Here is a 17,403-nt window from a genome sequence, read left to right as displayed (position 1 = left end):
CCAAGGCCCGGTTGCCGCATGCGACCTGCTGACGATTCCGACGCGCCGGTCGTCGTATGGTTCCGCAGCGATCTGCGCCTGCGCGACAACGGCGCACTGACCGCGGCGGCGCAAAGCGGCCGGCCGGTCATCGCCGTGTTCATATTCGACGATCCGCCGCAAGCGGGCCCGGCGCTGGGCGGCGCCCAACGCTGGTGGCTGCACCATTCGCTGGCCGCCCTTGCCGACAGCCTGAAAGGCATCGGCCTGCCGCTTGTTCTGCGGCGCGGCGACCCGGCCGCCGTGCTCGATGCACTGATCGCCGAGACCGGCGCGGATACCGTCTACTGGAACCGCCGCTACGCGCCCCATGAGGTGCAGCTCGACCAGAAGATCAAGCGCGATCTCGGCGAGCGCGGGCTGACGGTTGCGAGCCATGACGGCGCGCTGATGCACGAGCCGACCCGCATTCGCACCAAGGATGGCGGGCCCTACCGCGTCTATTCGCCCTTCTGGCGGGCCTTTGCGCAATCGGGCGAGCCGCGCGAACCCCTGCCGGCGCCCGAAAGCATCCGGGCCCATCACACGACGATTGCGAGCGATCGGCTCGAGGATTGGTCCCTGCTGCCGAAAGAGCCCGACTGGTCGGGCGGCATTGCCGAGGTCTGGGATCCCGGCGAACACGGTGCGCAGACCCGCCTTGCCGAATTCGTCGAAGACGGGCTTGCCGGCTACAAGGCCGAACGCAACAAGCCTGCCGCTGAGGGCACGTCGCGCCTGTCGCCGCATCTGCGTTTCGGCGAGATCACGCCGTTCGATGTCTGGCACGCCGCCGGCAAGGCAAGGGGCGTGGCCGCCGGCGACCTCGAAACCTTCCGCAAGGAACTGGCCTGGCGCGAATTCTCCTACCACCTGCTGTTTCATTTCCCCGACCTCGGGACGGCCAATTTCAACAGCGACTTCGACGCCTTTCCCTGGCGGGACGACGACAGGGCGCTGCGGGCCTGGCGGGCCGGCCGCACCGGCTATCCGATCGTCGACGCCGGCATGCGTCAGCTCTGGCAGACCGGCTGGATGCACAACCGCGTGCGCATGATCGTCGGCTCTTTCCTGATCAAGGATCTGATGATCGACTGGCGCCGCGGCGAGGCCTGGTTCTGGGACACGCTCGTCGACGCCGACCCGGCCAACAACACGGCGAGCTGGCAGTGGGTGGCCGGCTCGGGGGCCGATGCCGCGCCCTATTTCCGCGTCTTCAACCCGGTTCTTCAGGGCGAGAAGTTCGACGCGGACGGCGCCTATGTCCGCCGCTACGTGCCCGAGCTCGCCGCGCTCGATACCAAATACATCCACAAGCCCTGGCAGGCCCCGCAAGACGTCCTCGACCGCGCCGGCATCCGGCTGGGCGAGACCTATCCCGAACCGATGGTCGACCACGGGCAGGCGCGCAAGCGGGCGCTTGCCGCCTATGAGCAGACAAGGAGACACGCCGCGTGAACATCAAACCGGCACCGGGGCAGTTCGAACTGGCCGGCATCGAACGACGTATCGCCGTCATCGGCAGCGGAATTGCGGGCGTGTCGGCCGCATGGTCGCTGTCCTTCACCCGGGATGTGACGCTGTTTGAGGCCGATGCCCGACCGGGCGGGCACACCTGCACGATCGATGTCGACCATGACGGCACGCACATACCCGTCGATGTCGGCTTCATCGTTTTCAACGAGCGCAACTATCCCGAACTGTGCGCGCTGTTCGACCATCTCGGCATCGCCTGCGAAGACACCAATATGAGCTTTTCGCTGTCGCTCGACCGGGGCCGCCGCGAATGGTGCGGCCAGGATTACCTTTCGGTCTTCGCCCAGAAGCGCAATGCGCTGTCGCCGGGGTTCTTGTGGATGATCCGCGAGATCCTGCGCTTCAACAGACAGGCGCGGGCCGACCGCGACGCCGGCCGGCTGGCCGGCCTGTCGATCGGGGCCTATCTGGAGCGCCGCGGCTTTTCGGCCCGCTTTCGCGACGATTACCTCATCCCCATGGCCGCCGCCATCTGGTCGACCCCGAAGGTCCGCATGCTGGACTTTCCGGCCCTTACCTTCGTGCAGTTCTTCGAAAACCACCGGCTGCTCGAGACCCGGCCGCCGCTGTGGCGCACGGTTTCGGGCGGCGCGCGCAACTATCTCGACAAGATGCTTGCCCGGCTTGACGGGCGCGTGCGCGTGGCGACACCGGTCGCGCGCATCGAACGGCCGGCAGACGGCGGTGCGATCGTCACGACGGCCGACGGCGAACGCACCCGGTTCGACGCCGTCGTCATCGCCGCCCATTCCGATCAGGCCCTGGCCATGCTGGCCGATGCCGATGCCAATGAGCGCGATATCCTGTCGGCGATCCCCTATCGGCCGAACCGCGCCGTCCTGCACCGCGATCCCGGCTTCATGCCGCGCCGCAAGCGCGCCTGGGCCGCCTGGAACTATCTGCGCGAGAGCGCACGCGGCGAGGAAAGCGACATCTGCGTGACCTACTGGATGAACCGGCTGCAGAACATCGACCCGCGCTATCCGCTGTTTGTCAGTCTCAACCCCAGCCACGAGCCCGCGCCGGGGACCGTGTTCGGCGAGTGGAGCTTCGATCATCCCCAATACGACGCGCGCGCCTTCGCCGCCCAGGCACGGCTTTCCCTGATCCAGGGGCGGCGCGCCGTCTGGTTCGCCGGCGCCTGGACCGGCTACGGCTTTCACGAGGACGGCCTGCGTTCGGGTCTGGCCGCCGCCGAGGCGCTGGGCGGTCACATTCCCTGGCGCGGCGATCTGCCGGACCTTTCCATGCCCGTGGCCGCCGAATAGTCTGCACGGCCATGACCGTCCACGCCAGCATACCGACCCACGGCGCACCCGGCGAAGCGCCGGTCTTCGCCCCGCCCGATGCGCCCGCCCTGCTCTATCCGGGCAAGGTCATGCATGCGCGCCTGAAACCCTTCGGCCACCGCTTCACCTATCGGGTGTTCTCAGCCCTGCTCGATCTTGACCGGCTGGCCGAGATCGACGCCGCCTCGCCGCTGTTCTCGGTCGACCGGTTCAACCTCGCCGCCTTCCACCAGGCCGACCATCTGCCCGCGGACGGCGGCCACGCCACGCTGCGCGACTATGCGAGCGCGCTCGTCGAACAGGGCGGCGGCCGGCGCCCGGCGCGCATCCTGCTGCTCGCCTATCCGCGCCTGCTCGGCTACGTCTTCAACCCGCTTTCGGTGTATTTCTGTTATGACGCCGCCGACCGGCTGAGCGCGGCCATCTACGAGGTGCGCAACACCTTCGGCGAACGCCACACCTATGTCTGCGCCGTCGAGCCCGGCCAGCTCACCCCGGCGGGTCTGCGCCAGGAGCGCACCAAGATCTTCTATGTCTCGCCCTTCATCGATCTTGGCGCGCGCTACCATTTCCGCGTCTTGCCGCCGGGCCAGCAAGTGCGCGTGAGGATCCTCGAGACCGAGGACGCACAACCGCTGCTTTCGGCGACCTTTTCGGGCTCGGCACAGCCGCTCGACACCGCCCATCTGCTCGGCCAGATCGCCCGCCTGCCTTTCATGACGCTCAAGGTAATCGCCGGAATTCATTGGCAAGCCTTGAAATTGTGGCTCAAGGGCGCGAAGTTTCACGCGCGGGGCCGGCCACCGCGACCTGTCTCGTACGAGGACGCTGCGCCCGATCCCGCCGAATGATTCCCTGCGAACAGGCAAGAACAAGGGGCGGGCATTGATGGCAGCGACGCAAACGCTCAACGGCCGGGAGCAAGCCGAACAGATCATCGCGGCGGCCGAGACACTGACTCCCCAGAACATCTCGCGCTACCTGGCGGGATTGCCCGTCAAGGCCCGCCTCGCCCTGCGCGCCGCCCTCAATCTGCCAAGGGGCTCGCTGACCATCCGCATGCCCGACGGGCGCTCCGTGCGCATCGCCGGCAAGGCCGAGGGTCCCGATGCGGTCGTCATCCTGCACAATTGGGATCTGGCCCGGCGCGCCCTTGCCGGCGGCACGATCGGGGTGGCCGAGAGCTACGTCGACGGCGACTGGGAAAGCCCGGACGTGACCTCCTTCCTGGAACTGTTCGTCGTCAACGAGGAACTGGGCGAACGCCTGGCGACCGCCGGCGCCACGGTGAAGTTCTTCTCGCGCATCCGGCACTGGCTCAACCGCAACACGCGCACCAAGGCGCAAAAGAACATCGCCGCCCATTACGATCTCGGCAACGCCTTCTATTCGCTCTGGCTCGACCCGACCATGACCTATTCGTCGGCGCTGTTCGCCGGCGGCGCCAACGACCTGGAGAGCGCCCAGACCGCCAAGTATCGCGCCCTGGCCAGGGCGGCCGGCATCGGCAAGGACGATCACGTGCTCGAGATCGGCTGCGGCTGGGGCGGCTTTGCCGAGTTCGCCGCCCGCGAGATCGGCTGCACCGTGACCGGTCTGACGATCAGCCGCGAGCAGATGGACTTTGCCCGGCAGCGCATGCGCGCAGCCGGGCTCGACCACAAGGTCACCATCAAGTTCCAGGATTACCGCGACGAACGCGATACCTATGACAAGGTCGTCTCCATCGAGATGTTCGAGGCGGTGGGCGAGCAGTATTGGGAGACCTATTTCGCCAAGCTGCGCGACGTGCTCAAGCCGGGCGGCAAGGCCGGCCTTCAGATCATCACGATCAACGACAAGGCGTTTCCCGTCTATCGGCGCCAGCCCGACTTCATTCAGCGCTACGTGTTTCCCGGCGGCATGCTGCCGCCGCCCAGCGCGCTTTACGATCTGGGCACGCGCCACGCCATGCGGCTGGTCAACGAACACATCTTTCCGCAGGACTACGCACGCACCCTGGCCGACTGGCGCCACCGCTTCTGGTCCGCCTGGGACCAGATCGCGCGCATGGGGTTCGACGACCGCTTCAAGCGTCTGTGGGAGTTCTATCTGTTCTATTGCGAGGCCGGCTTCCGCGCCGAGTTCATCGATGTGCGCCAGATGACCTTCGCCAAGCCCGCCAATTGATGCCGTCACCTGACGGCAGCCAGATCGTGCCTGCCAAGCGATGCCTGACAAGTGAAGCCTGCCAAGTGATGTCTGACAAGTGAAGCCTGCCAGCCAAGGCCCGCAAACGCACCGGCGCGCGTTTGAACCGTGCCGTGAGCGCGACCGTACAAGCGCCTGAATCGACTCAAGTTTCCGAAAGGCGATCATGCGCGAGCCCCACCGTCCGCCATCGGACACCGCGCCGCCGACCCTGGCGCGCATCATCGCCTATGCCCTGCCGGCGATCCCGCTGGCCGCGCTCACCCTGCCGCTCTACATTCTGGTGCCGACCTTCTATGCCGAGGCCGTCGGCCTGCCGCTGGCGGCGATCGGCACCGCGCTGCTCTTCGTGCGCATTCTCGATGCCGTCAACGATCCCCTCATCGGCGTGATCGCCGACCGGCTGCGCACACCCTTCGGCCGGCGCCGCACCCTGTTCGCCGCCTCGCTGCCGCTGACCGCGCTCGCGGCCTTCATGCTGTTCTGGCCACCCGCCGAGGCGGGCGTGCTCTATCTGTTTGCCTGGGGCGCGATCCTGTCGGTCGGCTACACCGCCTCCGTCATCCCCTTTTTTGCCTGGGGCGCGGAGATGACCGGCGCCTATGGCGGCCGCACCACAATCGCCGGATGGCGCGAGGGCTTGACCCTGACCGGCACGCTGATCGCCATCGCCCTGCCCTTCGCGCTCGGCCTCGACGACGCGCGATCCTTCCACGGCCTTGCGCTGCTGGCCGTCGTCATCGCCGCCAGCCTGCCCGTACTGGGGCTGTTCGCCGTCTTCACCGTTCCCGAACCGCGCGAGTTCACGCGCGAACGCGTGCGATGGCGCGAGGGTCTCGGCCATCTGGCTCGCAACCGGCCCTTCATCCGGCTGATCGCGGCCTTCTTCCTCAACGGGCTTGCCAACGGCATTCCCGCCACGCTGTTCCTGCTCTTCGTCGCCGACGTGCTGGGGGCAGAGGCGATGCGCGGGCCATTGCTGTTCCTTTACTTCGCATGCGGCGTTGCCGGCGTGCCGCTGGCCGCCTGGGCAGCGCGCAGGATCGGCAAGCACCGGGCCTGGGCGCTGGGCATGATCTGCGCGGCGATCGTGTTCGCGCCGGTGCCGCTGTTGTCGCAGGGCGACATCGCCGCCTTCGCCGTGATCTGCGCGGTGACCGGCCTGCTGGTCGGCTTCGATCTGGCCATTCCGCCGGCCATCCAGGCCGACGTCATCGATGTCGACACCGCCGGCTCGGGCGAACAACGCTCCGGGCTTTATTTCGCGGCCTGGAGCCTTTCGACCAAGCTGTCGCTGGCGCTCGCGGTCGGTCTTGCCTTTCCGGTGCTCGATGCATTCGGCTTTCGGGCCGGCGCCGGCCCGGATCAGGATCCGGTGGCGCTTGCGGGTCTTGCGATCACCTATGGCTGGGTGCCCATCGCCCTGAAGCTCGGTGCGATCGCCCTGGTATGGAATTTCCCGCTCGATGCGGCCGAACAGTCCGCGCTGCGCCGCACGATCGAATCGGCCGGCTCGGCTCAGCCCTGACGGATCACGCTTGCCGGCGTGGTATCGCCGAATTCCATCGCGCGCCGGTTCCAGCCAGTCGCCCGGCGCATGATCCAGAAGTAGACCGGATGCGGCATCATGCGCATCAGTTTGAGAAGATAGGTGAAACGGCGCGGGAAGGTGATCTCGAAGCCGCCGTTCTCCATGCCGGCAATGAAGGCCCCCGCCGCCTTCTCGACCGGCATGAGCGCGGGCATCTCGAACTCGTTCTTGCGCGTCTGCGGCGTGTCGATGAAGCCCGGATTGACGATCTGGATGCGGATGTTGAGCTTGTCGAAATCGAATTTCAGCGCCTCGGCCATGTTGTTGATCGCCGCCTTGGACGCGCCATAGGCCGACGCCGACGGCAGGCCGGCATAGCCCGACGACGACCCGACCAGAACCACATGCCCGCGGCCATGCGCCTTCATCCGCTCGACCACCGGCACGAGGCCGTAAATCAGGCCGAACAGATTGAGCCGATAGGTCTTCTCGAACGCGTCGACATCCAGCGCCTCGCCCGGCACCGGCCAGAAATTGCCGGCATTGAACACGGCGCCGGCAATCCGTCCATGCCGGTCTTCGATCGTTGCAACGGCCTCGGCCATCGCCGCCCGGTCGGTCACGTCGCATGGCAGGGCATGGATCCGGCCCAGAAGATCGGCGCTGCCTGCCGCAAGCGCGTCGAGCTTGTCGGCGCCGCGCGCGGTGGCCACGACGTCATAGCCCTTTGCGGCCAGGCCGAGCGCGAGCGCGCGGCCGATGCCGGCGCTGGCCCCGGTGATCCAGACCACCCCGTCCGACGGCCGGATGCGATAAAGTGCGCTCATTGATTCTCCTCGTGACCGGACATGAGAAAAGCCCCCGATGGGTGTACGCATCAGGGGCTCGTTCGGTTTCCGGGCGCCAGGGCGTCGTCAGATCGACAGGATGTCGCTCAGGCGCTGACGCAGCGAACCGGTCAGGCGCAGCGGCGCATCGGTGACGGCAAATCCGATGCACGGACCGATTTCCTCGGCCACGGGCCGGTGGTCGACCGACGGATCGGCGATCGAGATGTCGCCCGGCCCGAAGCGGCCGCGCTCGTCACGAAAGGCCCCTTCGATGACCAGCGACAGCTCCATGCCCTCATGGGTGTGCGAGGGCACGGTGCGACCCGGCTTGATCCAGAACATCGAGACATGGCAGCCATCCACATCATCCATGTCATACTCGCGAAATCCGGGCATCTTGGTCTTCCACGGTACCTCGTCCAGCGAATAGCCGGTGAACTCGTAAAGCGCGCGCGGCATGCCGGCGCGGCGCGGCGCCACCTCGGTGCCAGCGGGCGCGCTCGAGCCGAAAATCGCCGCCAGGCGGCTGTCGCGCTGCGCAAGGCGCGCCGGCGTGAGCGATTCCAACGCCTGTCCGGCCGCGCCCTCGAGCCCGGCGACCATCGCCCGGTTCGCCTCCGACAGTTCCAGATGCGCATCCATGAGCACATTGACCGGCCGCGGCAGGCTGCCCGCCACATAACCGCTGACCAGCGCATCCAGAGAGCCGAACTGTCCCTGATACATGCAAGAAGACCCTTATCCTTGAGGCTCGCCGTCGTCGGGCGATCGACAACCTCGGTGTCACCCTTTTCGAACGTCTACGCGTGCACACACAAACCGGATCACCGGCTGGCGGTTCCCTCGATCGCCAGTTCGCAAAGACCGGCCGGTTGTGGCAAACAAATCCCCAAACCCCCTGATCTCCCGGCATGAATGCCTTGCGGGACAGGCCGGTCAACGTCAACACTGGCAAAGCGAATTCCGATATCCGATCTTCGGTCGACATCGGCTGCGCGATCACATGTCGAATTCAAAGCTGCCTTCAAATCAAGGAGTTGCCAGCGGTCCCGCGATTCCGACATTTGCGTCTGCCTGTGCTAAAAGCGCGATGCGGCTTGCCGGGATCGGACCCCGAGCGTTCAGACAAATCATGGAGCATTTCATGCACACTTCGATCATCGAGTTGATCGGCAACACCCCGCTGATCAAGCTCCGGCGCGCCTCCGAGGAGACCGGCTGCACGATCCTGGGCAAGGCCGAATTCCTCAACCCCGGCCAGTCGGTCAAGGATCGGGCGGCGCTCGCCATCGTCCGCGATGCCGAGGCGCGCGGCGTCCTGCGTCCCGGCGGCGTGATCGTCGAGGGCACGGCCGGCAATACCGGCATCGGGCTGGCCATGGTGGCGCGCGCGCTCGGCTATCGCACGGTGATCGTGATTCCCGAAACGCAGACGCAGGAAAAGAAAGACGCGCTGCGCCTTGGCGGGGCCGAACTGATCGAGGTGCCGGCGGTGCCCTATCGCAATCCGAACAACTATGTGCGCCTGTCGGGACGGCTTGCCGAGCAGATGGCGAAAACCGAACCGAACGGCGCCATCTGGGCCAACCAGTTCGACAATGTCGTCAACCGGCAGGCTCACATCGACACCACCGCGCCGGAAATCTGGCAGCAGACGGACGGCACGGTCGACGGCTTTGTCTGCGCGGTCGGCTCGGGCGGCACACTCGCCGGCGTCGCCGAGGGCCTGCGCGCCCGCAACAGCGAAATGAAGATCGGCATCGCCGACCCGATGGGCGCCGCGCTCTTCAGCTACTACACCACCGGCGAACTGAAATCGCAGGGCGGCTCGATCACCGAGGGCATCGGCCAGGGCCGGATCACGGCCAATCTGGAGGGTTTCGCGCCCGATTTCGCCTGGCAGGTGCCTGACGACGAGGCGCTCGACATCATCTTCGCGCTGGCCATGGAGGAAGGCATGGTGATGGGCGGGTCGACCGGCATCAACATCGCCGGCGCCATCCGCATGGCGCGCGAGATGGGGCCCGGCCACACCATCGTCACGGTCCTTTGCGATTACGGCCACCGCTACCAGTCCAAGGTCTACAATCCCGCCTTTCTGCGCGAGAAGGGCCTGCCCGTGCCCGAATGGGTGGAGGCCCGCCCGGAAATTGCCATTCCCTTCCAATAGATGGTAATATCGACGGCGTCGAAGGAGCGGGAAATTTGGACTTGTCACTGACTTTTGGTCGCTTTCTTGGTGGCGCGCTCATCAGCGCCGCGCTCGCGGTCGGCGGCGTTTGGTATGTCGTCGACATGTCCTTGCGGGGCGTTGAAGTGGCTATCGCGACGACGAATCAGAACATCGGGAACGTTCAGACGTCGCTCAAGGCCAAGATCGACAACATGCAATCGTCCATCCTGGAGCAACTGCGCCTCGAAATCGAGAATTTGCGTTGGATATGCGTAGCGAGTTCAGCGCGACGCGCGATGCGATCGAGACGGCATCTCTTGTCGAGCCGTCATTTCGTGATGCTCAAGGGAACGAGCATCGGGTTGCACTGCGCCGCGCCAGGCCCGCATTGTCCGAACTGATCGCCGAAGACGCGACATTTCAGGCTTGGGCATCGACCTTCGACGTCGACGTCGGTGATCAGCCGGCCGACTCCTTCTACTTCGGTTTGGCGGGATCGGAGGCCATTCGAGCCGACTGGTCCTTTGACTTGCCCGACGAGTTGGACACAGCCATTAGAGCCTATCTGACAAACGGCCTTTCATCGCCGGAGCCGCTCATTTCGCTTGGCTGCATGAGGCGGTTGGTCAAGATTGACGGCACGCCGATCTATACGCCGAGACCGGACAGAACGATCGCCGGAAACAACGGTGTTGTCTGCTTTGTCGATGACTTGAGCGCGGCAATCGATGCCGTCACGAACTAAGGCGCTCTTTCGCAGCGACGCTTATCTTTCGGCGTGCGAAGGCACGGTCACGGCCATCACCGATGACGGCGGGATCGTGCTCGACCGGACGATCTTCTATGCGACCTCGGGCGGCCAGCCGGGCGATAGCGGCATGCTGACCCGCGCCGACGCGAGCACCGTCACGATCGCGACGACCGTGACCGGCGCGACAAAGGACGAGATCGTCCACGTGCCGGCCGAAGGGTCGGTGCTGCCCGAGGTCGGCGAGACGCTGACGCTGGCAATCGACTGGGACAGGCGGCACGCGCTGATGCGCATGCACACGGCCTGTCATCTGCTGTCGGTCGTCTGCCCCTTTCCGATCACCGGCGCCGCGGTCGGCGAGAGCGAGAGCCGGGTCGATTTCGACATGGCCGAGACGGTCGACAAGGCCGAGGTGACGGCCGCGCTGATGGAGATGGTCGGCGCCGATCACCCGGTCTATGCGCAATGGATCAACGAGGCCGAACTTGCCGCCAATCCCGGCCTCGTCAAGTCCAAGAACGTCCGCCCGCCGGCCGGCGCGGGCCGGATCCGTCTCGTTTGCATCGGCGAGGACGCGGCCATCGACAGCCAGCCCTGCGGCGGCACCCATGTCGCCGCGACCGGCGAGATCGGCCCGATCCATATCGGCAAGATCGAGAAGAAGGGTCGCGAGAACCGGCGCTTTAGGATACGGTTCGGGCCGCCGCCGCAATAGCCGTCCAAGGGAGCAGCGTGAAATGGGCGAAAGGAGCCGCTTCGTCGTCTCGCCCGACTGGCTGGAAGCCCATCTGCACGATCCGGGCCTGGTGATCGTCGACGGATCCTGGTACCTGCCGGACCAGGGCCGCGACGCGCGCGCCGAATACGACGCCGCCCACATCCCCGGCGCGGTCTTCTTCGATCACGACGCCGTGGTCGACCCGTCCAGCGACCTGCCGCACACCCTGCCCGCGCCGAGCGTCTTCGAGCAGCATGCCAGCGCCATGGGCATCGCGCGAACCGACACGATCGTCGTTTATGACGGGCCCGGCATGTTCACCGCACCGCGCGTGTGGTGGATGTTCCGCATCATGGGGGCGGACAGTGTCTTCGTGCTCGATGGCGGCTTCGACAACTGGCAGGCGCAGGGACGCCCGGTCACGGACGCGCCCACGCGCACCGCCGGCACCGCCTTCGTGCCCCATTGCAACGCCCGCGCCATCGTGACCTTCAACGCCATGCGCCAGATCGTCGACGACCGGAGCGCCCAGATCGCCGATGCGCGCGGGCCGGGCCGCTTTGCCGGCACCGAGCCCGAACCCCGCGCCGGCATGCGGGCGGGCCATATGCCCGGCGCGCGCAACGTGCCCTTTGGCGAATTGTCCGACAACGGCTATCTGAAGGACCTCGACGGCCTGCGCGCGGTGTTCGAACGCGCCGGCATCGACCTCGACGAGCCGGTCGTCACCACCTGCGGCTCCGGCGTGACGGCCGCGGTGATCAATCTGGCGCTGGCCTCGCTGGGCGTCGACGATTCCCGGCTCTATGACGGCTCCTGGAGCCAATGGGGCGGGCGGCGCGATACGCCGGTCGAGACCGGTCCGGCGGACGGCTGAGATGAGCTGGCTGTCGGCCAACCGGATTCAAAATCCGAACAAGGGCGCGCAAACCCTTGAAACAACGATCACTTATCTTGAGATGACCACGCCTCCCGGGCACTATCCGCCGCTGCCCTCGGGCGTGCAGACGGCGCTCCTGATTGCCCGCAAGCCGCCGCTGCACTTCTACCGCTATCTGTATTTCCAGGTCGGCATCCACTGGCACTGGGAAGCGCGGCTGCGCATGCGCGATGACGCCCTGCGCGCGGCCATCCACGCCGATGCCTGCGAGATCACGGTGCTGCATGTCGACGGTGCGCCGGCCGGCTTCTTCGAGCTCAACCGCAAGAGCAGGCGGCTGGTGGACCTGGCCTATTTCGGCATGATCCCGCATGTGCACGGCCTTGGCCTCGGCAAGTGGTTCCTGGGCCAGGCGGTCAAGGCCGCCTGGGCAAAGCGTCCCAACAGCGTCACCGTCAACACCTGCACGCTCGACCATCCGGCCGCCCTGCCGCTCTACCAGAAGATGGGCTTTCGGCCCTACCGACGCTCCACCGGCCATGTTCGCCCGCTGAGCGAAGCCGAGCGCGCCGCGCTCGCCGCCGACCATGGCGTCGCCTCACCCGGCGCCGCATGAACGCCCCGTTCATCGCCGATTCAGCCTGAAGGCGGCAGTGTACCGCCCAAAGACGACTCCGATGAAGGAAAGCCGCCATGACCAGCACCATCAACCGCCGCGCCGCGCTCGGCGTCTTCGCGGGGAGCCTTGCCGCCGCAACGCCCGCCCTCGCCCAGTCCACACCCTCCGCCGCGACCATCATGCGCCAGCTTGGCGCCGATCCGCGCTTTGCCATCGAGCCCGAGGCGCGCGTGTCGGTCGACGAACTCAAGCAGCGTCACGATCTGCGCCGCATCGCGCCCTCGATCGATATCCGGTCGATCAATTTCGCCTTCGGCTCGGCCCGCATTCCGCGCAGTGAGCTTCACAAGGTCGAGCAGATCGCCATCGCCCTTCGGCGCATGGCCCGGCGCCGCCCGCGCGAGATCTTCCTGGTCGAAGGCCACACCGACGCGGTCGGATCGGCCGCCTCGAACCTGCGCCTGTCCGATGCGCGCGCCCGTTCGGTCGCCCGCGAACTGGTCGCCTTCGGCGTGCCACGGCGTGCAATGGAGACCATCGGCTATGGCGAGCGCTATCTGCTGGTGCCAACCCAGGCGCCCGAATGGCGCAACCGCCGCGTCACGCTGCGTCGCATCACCGATTTCATCGGCTGACCGGTGCGCGCGACGGCCTGCACAGGTCCTCGGGCGGCCGCCGGTCGCCGCCGCCCGATCGCATTGGTGAAGCCGAACCCGGATGAGCGGGCGGCTCAGAACCGGAAGACCAGTCCGAGATTGATCGTGTTGGCCCGGCCGCGCACGTCCTCCCGGATCGGGTTTGGCGGCATGCCTCCGTCGTTCTGTATCTTGACCTGATCGGCGGGCGCGAATTCGTAGTACCGCCATTCAAGGCTGGTCGCCACGCGCTCGGTCAGGGCCACTTCCCCGCCAAGGCCGACATAGAACCCGTCATGGCGGGCCGAGGATCGGCGCCCCTTGGGTCCGTCCCGCCCGTCCGCCTGTGGCCATGCATGGGTCTCCAGCCGCCCGTTCGCGTAGCCGGCCGAAGCATAGCCGAGCAACCTGTCGGAAAACGGCACGCCCAACCGGCCGCCAATGGTGAAGACATCGGCGATTTCGCGGTCGCACATGCGGCCGTTCGGATTGGGCGAGGCAACGCCGCGCGCCGCGCCGCACAGGATCTCGCCGGAACCGCCCAGCGTGTTCGCGAAACCGGCGTTGATCCCCGCCACGAGGCCACCGATTGAGAAGTCGTGGCCAATCTGCACGCCGAAGACGGCGGATTCGTTGCTGTCGGAATTGACCGCATCGATCCGCGGGTTGTACCAGCGCACCTCCCCCGTGGCGTAACCGACATGGCCGCCAAGGTAAAAGCCCGACCAACTGCCCGACTGCACGCCCCCCATCGACATGGCGGAGTCCTCCGCCGCGCTCGCAAGCATTGGCGTCGCCATCAACAAACAGGCGATCACCGTCCCCAGTTTCAGTTTTTTCAGGTCCATCGTCATCCCTCAGATTTCCGCTTTCATTGCGCGTGGCCCGGACACCGCGCGCCCGGCAGACCGGACCGCCACGATTCCCACCCGGACAATAACACCCTCATAGGATGTATCAATGGAGTTAATCGCGTATTACGCGAAATAGGGTCCGCGTCCGGTCGCACCTGTTGCGCATCTGCAACAGGCGACACCGAGGTTACGTCGGGGTGAAGGCACCCCGGCGCTAGGAGGCGAAGACGTTCGGGATTCGTGGCTGTCCGCCGGCGCGCGGTCCGGGCCGAGGAACGACTGGGCCGCGGCGTTTTCGGGGTCGGGCCGTCAGGCGACCTTCACGAAGTCGCGGACATCGGCGACATCGTAGCCCAGCGCCTCGGCCACCGCGGCGTTCGTCACCCGGCCGCGATGCACGTTCAGCCCGTTGCGCAAATGCCGGTCCTCGGCCAGCGCCGCCAGGCCACGATCGGCCAGCGCCAGCCCCTGACGCAACGTGGCGTTGTTGAGCGCCTGCGCCGATGTGACCGGCACCGCACCGGGCATGTTGGCCACGCAGTAATGGACGATGCCATCGACTTCATAGGTCGGTTCGGCATGGGTGGTCGGCCTCGAGGTCTCGAAGCAGCCGCCCTGATCGATGGCGACATCGCAAAGCACGGCGCCCTTGCGCATGCCGCCGAGCATTTCGCGCGTCACCAGCTTGGGCGCCGCCGCCCCGGGAATGAGCACCGCGCCGACGACGACATCGGCCTCGAAGACCGTCTCCTCGAGCGCTTCGACCGTCGAGTAGCGGGTTTCGACGCGCCCCTTGAAGATGTTGTCGAGTTCGCGCAGACGCGGCAGCGACCGATCGATGATCGTCACATGGGCGCCAAGCCCGACGGCCATACGCGCCGCGTTGATGCCGACCACGCCGCCGCCGATCACCGTCACCTGGCCCGGCTTGACGCCCGGCACGCCGCCCAGCAGCACGCCGCGCCCGCCATTGGCCTTGTGCAGCGCCGTCGCCGCGGCCTGGATCGACAGCCGGCCGGCGACCTCCGACATCGGCGCCAGCAGCGGAAGCCCGCCCTGATCGTCGGTGACCGTCTCATAGGCGACCGCCGTGCAGCCGCTGTCGACCAGCCCGCGGGTCTGGTCGGGGTCGGGCGCCAGATGCAGATAGGTGTAAAGGATCTGGCCCTCGCGCAACCGCGCCCATTCCGACGCCTGCGGCTCCTTGACCTTGACGATCATGTCGGCCTTCTCGAACACCTCCGCGGCGGTCTCCACGACCGATGCGCCGGCGGTGCGGTAGGCATTGTCGTCGGCGCCGATCCCCAGGCCCGCGCCGCTTTCGACGATCACCTCATGGCCGTGGGCGACATATTCGCGCGCCGAGCCGGGCGTCAGTCCGACGCGGTATTCGTGGTTCTTGATTTCCTTCGGGCAGCCAACGCGCATGCCGTCTCTCCCTGAAACGAATTGGCGCGAACATGCCAGACACGCTGCGCAATGTCCGTGCAAAGCGGGGTAGACCGGCACGCAGACTTGCAATATCGTGCGTAGATCCGACCTGACTACGAGGAATCTTTGCGCCCATGCAGCACGATGCCATCGATCTTGCCATTCTGACCGAGTTGCAGAAGGACGGGCGCATGGCCAATGCGACGCTTGCCGAGCGCGTTGGCCTGTCGCCATCGGCCTGCTCGCGCCGGCTCGATGCGCTGGAGAAGTCGGGCACGATTCGCGGCTATCACGCCCGGCTGTCCAACCGCGCGCTGGGTCACCAAATGACGGTGATCGTGCACATCTCGCTGACCGGCCAGTTCCAGACCACGCTGCGCGAATTCGAGGACGCCGTCAAACGCTGCCCGAACGTGCTGGTCTGCTATCTGATGAGCGGGGAATACGACTATATCCTGCGCGTGGCCGCCAAGGATCTGGCCGACTACGAGCGCATCCACCGCGACTGGCTGAGCGCCCTGCCCCATGTGGTCCGGATCAATTCGTCCTTTGCGCTGCGCGAAGTGATCGACCGGCCCGATGTCGGCATCGACCCGGCTCTGGTTTGAGGCATCCCGCACCAAGCGCCGTCATTGCGGGAACGAGCCCGTAGACGACGGCGTCACGAATGGCCTGACAATCGCACCCCCAACCCTTCGAGCACGTCCCAATAGGCCGGAAACGTCTTGGCGACGCAGCCCGGATCGTCGATCGTGATCCCATCCGTCACCAGCCCGGCCAGCGCGAAGCTCATCGCGATCCGGTGGTCGGCGAAACTGTCGATCGTCGCCTCGACCCGCGCGCCGCGCAGGCCCGGCTCGGCATGCACGACCAGTTCGTCGCCCTCCTCGGCAGCCAGGCCCGGCCGGATGCGGTTGAGCCCCTGCGACAGCGCCCGGATGCGGTCGCATTCCTTCACGCGCAGGTTCTCGATGCCCACGAACCGCACCGGCGTCCGGTTGTAGGCGGCGAGCACGGCGAGCGTGGGCACCGCGTCCTGCATCTGCGAACCGTCGATCCGCGCGGGCATGGAGGGAAAGGCCGCAATCGGATCGTGCGCGCGTGCGTCGGGCTGGGTGAAGGCATCGGGCCGCACGCCCAGATCGATGGCGCCGCCGGTGAGCGCGGCGGCCGCCCACAGATAGGTCGCCGCCGACGCGTCGGGCTCGACGACGAAGTCGGCCGCCCTGTAGCCGCCCGGCCGCGTCCGCCAATGGCCCTCGCCAGGCTGTTCGACCCGTGCGCCGAAGGCTTCCATGGCCGCCAGCGTCAGGTCGACATAGCCGCGCGCGCCGATCTGGGCGCCCTTGAGCACCACATCGACCGGCCCTTGCGCGAGCGGCGCGGCCATCAGCAGCGCCGAGACGTACTGGCTGGACAGCCCCGCATCGATTTCGATCCGCCCCGGCGGCATCGCGCCATCGCCGCGCACCGTCACCGGCGGACATCCGGTCGGCGCGGCGACATCGACCCCCAGCGTGGCGAGCGCGTCGACCAGTGGGCCGATCGGCCGCTTGCGCATGTGCGCGTCGCCATCGACGATGACCGTGCCCTCGACGCTCGCGGCCACGGCGGTCAGAAAGCGCGTCGCCGTGCCCGCATTGCCCAGAAACAATGGCTGCTGGGGAGCGACGAGCCGGCCGGTGCCGGTCACGGTGAAGCGCGTCGCATCGGGCTCGTCGACGGCAACGCCCATTTGCCGCAGCGCCTGCGCCATCAGCTGTGTATCGTCGCTCTTGAGCGCGCCGGTGATCCGGCTCGTTCCCCTTGCCAGCCCGGCCAGCAGCAGCGCGCGATTGGTGATCGATTTCGAGCCCGGCGGCACGGCGCGCCCGACCAGCGGCGTGGTGACCGGTCTGACGGTCAGCCGGTCGGCGGCGAGGTAATCGGTCATGGTCGGATCGGTCGT

At 66.9% G+C, this 17,403-nt stretch carries 18 protein-coding genes; 12 read left to right on the top strand and 6 right to left on the bottom strand.

The genetic code is table 11. The annotated features are described in order from the left end of the window. Positions 1-18: 18 nt before the first annotated feature. The 5 genes from RBB34_RS06175 (at position 19) to RBB34_RS06155 (ending at position 6,561) form a co-directional block, all read left to right on the top strand. Positions 19-1,476, top strand: coding sequence for a deoxyribodipyrimidine photo-lyase (locus RBB34_RS06175; protein ID WP_306118324.1), 1,458 nt, complete (start codon positions 19-21; stop codon positions 1,474-1,476). Further along, positions 1,473-2,822: an FAD-dependent oxidoreductase gene (locus RBB34_RS06170; RefSeq protein WP_306118323.1), complete on the top strand. Its 1,350-nt coding sequence runs from the start codon at positions 1,473-1,475 to the stop codon at positions 2,820-2,822. Before RBB34_RS06175 ends, RBB34_RS06170 begins: the two co-directional genes overlap by 4 nt. A gap of 11 nt (positions 2,823-2,833) precedes the next feature. Continuing rightward, on the top strand, positions 2,834-3,694 hold the full coding sequence (locus RBB34_RS06165) for a DUF1365 domain-containing protein (protein WP_306118322.1): 861 nt from the start codon (positions 2,834-2,836) through the stop codon (positions 3,692-3,694). A gap of 37 nt (positions 3,695-3,731) precedes the next feature. Beyond that, positions 3,732-5,012 (top strand): cyclopropane-fatty-acyl-phospholipid synthase family protein, encoded by a 1,281-nt coding sequence (locus RBB34_RS06160; protein WP_306118321.1) that lies wholly within the window; start codon positions 3,732-3,734, stop codon positions 5,010-5,012. Positions 5,013-5,199: 187 nt separating this feature from the next. Next, a complete protein-coding gene (locus tag RBB34_RS06155; RefSeq protein WP_306118320.1) occupies positions 5,200-6,561 on the top strand; it encodes an MFS transporter in 1,362 nt (453 codons plus the stop codon). Here RBB34_RS06155 and RBB34_RS06150 read toward each other — a convergent pair. Together RBB34_RS06150 and RBB34_RS06145 are read right to left on the bottom strand one after the other, a co-directional pair. Further along, positions 6,552-7,391, bottom strand: a complete 840-nt coding sequence (locus RBB34_RS06150) for an SDR family NAD(P)-dependent oxidoreductase (protein ID WP_306118319.1) — start codon at positions 7,389-7,391, stop codon at positions 6,552-6,554. The genes RBB34_RS06155 and RBB34_RS06150 overlap by 10 nt on opposite strands. Positions 7,392-7,478: 87 nt before the next feature. Continuing rightward, positions 7,479-8,120: a ChrR family anti-sigma-E factor gene (locus tag RBB34_RS06145; RefSeq protein ID WP_306118318.1), complete on the bottom strand. Its 642-nt coding sequence runs from the start codon at positions 8,118-8,120 to the stop codon at positions 7,479-7,481. Between the two features lie 418 nt (positions 8,121-8,538). Between RBB34_RS06145 and RBB34_RS06140 the strand changes: the two genes are divergently transcribed. Continuing rightward, entirely contained in the window at positions 8,539-9,564 is a 1,026-nt protein-coding gene (locus RBB34_RS06140) for a cysteine synthase A (RefSeq protein ID WP_306118317.1), read from the top strand. Positions 9,565-9,608: 44 nt separating this feature from the next. Here the strand turns inward: RBB34_RS06140 and RBB34_RS06135 are convergent, their stop codons facing one another. Next, the gene (locus tag RBB34_RS06135) at positions 9,609-9,785 is read right to left on the bottom strand and encodes a hypothetical protein (protein WP_306118316.1); all 177 of its coding nucleotides are present in this window, start codon (positions 9,783-9,785) and stop codon (positions 9,609-9,611) included. A 50-nt stretch (positions 9,786-9,835) separates the two neighbouring features. On the opposite strand from RBB34_RS06135, the gene RBB34_RS06130 reads away from it, so the two are divergent. The 5 genes from RBB34_RS06130 to RBB34_RS06110 all read left to right on the top strand — a co-directional run bounded on the left by RBB34_RS06130 (position 9,836) and on the right by RBB34_RS06110 (position 13,170). Continuing rightward, positions 9,836-10,312, top strand: a complete 477-nt coding sequence (locus tag RBB34_RS06130) for a hypothetical protein (RefSeq protein ID WP_306118315.1) — start codon at positions 9,836-9,838, stop codon at positions 10,310-10,312. Next, positions 10,296-11,033, top strand: a complete 738-nt coding sequence (locus tag RBB34_RS06125) for an alanyl-tRNA editing protein (RefSeq protein ID WP_306118314.1) — start codon at positions 10,296-10,298, stop codon at positions 11,031-11,033. The genes RBB34_RS06130 and RBB34_RS06125 overlap by 17 nt, the downstream gene beginning before the upstream one ends. A gap of 22 nt (positions 11,034-11,055) precedes the next feature. Beyond that, entirely contained in the window at positions 11,056-11,913 is an 858-nt protein-coding gene (sseA, locus tag RBB34_RS06120) for a 3-mercaptopyruvate sulfurtransferase (protein ID WP_306118313.1), read from the top strand. 82 nt (positions 11,914-11,995) lie between these two features. Further along, positions 11,996-12,532, top strand: a complete 537-nt coding sequence (locus tag RBB34_RS06115) for a GNAT family N-acetyltransferase (RefSeq protein ID WP_306118312.1) — start codon at positions 11,996-11,998, stop codon at positions 12,530-12,532. Positions 12,533-12,609: 77 nt separating this feature from the next. Continuing rightward, on the top strand, positions 12,610-13,170 hold the full coding sequence (locus RBB34_RS06110) for an OmpA family protein (protein ID WP_306118311.1): 561 nt from the start codon (positions 12,610-12,612) through the stop codon (positions 13,168-13,170). Between the two features lie 95 nt (positions 13,171-13,265). Here RBB34_RS06110 and RBB34_RS06105 read toward each other — a convergent pair whose 3' ends face one another. Together RBB34_RS06105 and ald are read right to left on the bottom strand one after the other, a co-directional pair. After that, on the bottom strand, positions 13,266-14,018 hold the full coding sequence (locus tag RBB34_RS06105; RefSeq protein WP_306118310.1) for an outer membrane beta-barrel protein: 753 nt from the start codon (positions 14,016-14,018) through the stop codon (positions 13,266-13,268). A 315-nt stretch (positions 14,019-14,333) separates the two neighbouring features. After that, on the bottom strand, positions 14,334-15,452 hold the full coding sequence (gene ald, locus RBB34_RS06100) for an alanine dehydrogenase (protein WP_306118309.1): 1,119 nt from the start codon (positions 15,450-15,452) through the stop codon (positions 14,334-14,336). Positions 15,453-15,589: 137 nt separating this feature from the next. Here ald and RBB34_RS06095 point away from each other — a divergent pair, with 137 nt between their 5' ends. Further along, entirely contained in the window at positions 15,590-16,063 is a 474-nt protein-coding gene (locus tag RBB34_RS06095) for an Lrp/AsnC family transcriptional regulator (protein ID WP_306118308.1), read from the top strand. Positions 16,064-16,116: 53 nt separating this feature from the next. On the opposite strand, the gene RBB34_RS06090 is transcribed toward RBB34_RS06095, so the two are convergent. Then, positions 16,117-17,388 (bottom strand): 3-phosphoshikimate 1-carboxyvinyltransferase, encoded by a 1,272-nt coding sequence (locus RBB34_RS06090; RefSeq protein ID WP_306118307.1) that lies wholly within the window; start codon positions 17,386-17,388, stop codon positions 16,117-16,119. Between the last annotated feature and the right edge of the window lie 15 nt (positions 17,389-17,403).

Origin of the sequence: Roseitalea sp. MMSF_3546, from assembly GCF_030732865.1 — a bacterium.
GTDB lineage: Bacteria > Pseudomonadota > Alphaproteobacteria > Rhizobiales > Rhizobiaceae > Roseitalea.
This window is presented reverse-complemented; position numbering and strand designations above follow the sequence as displayed.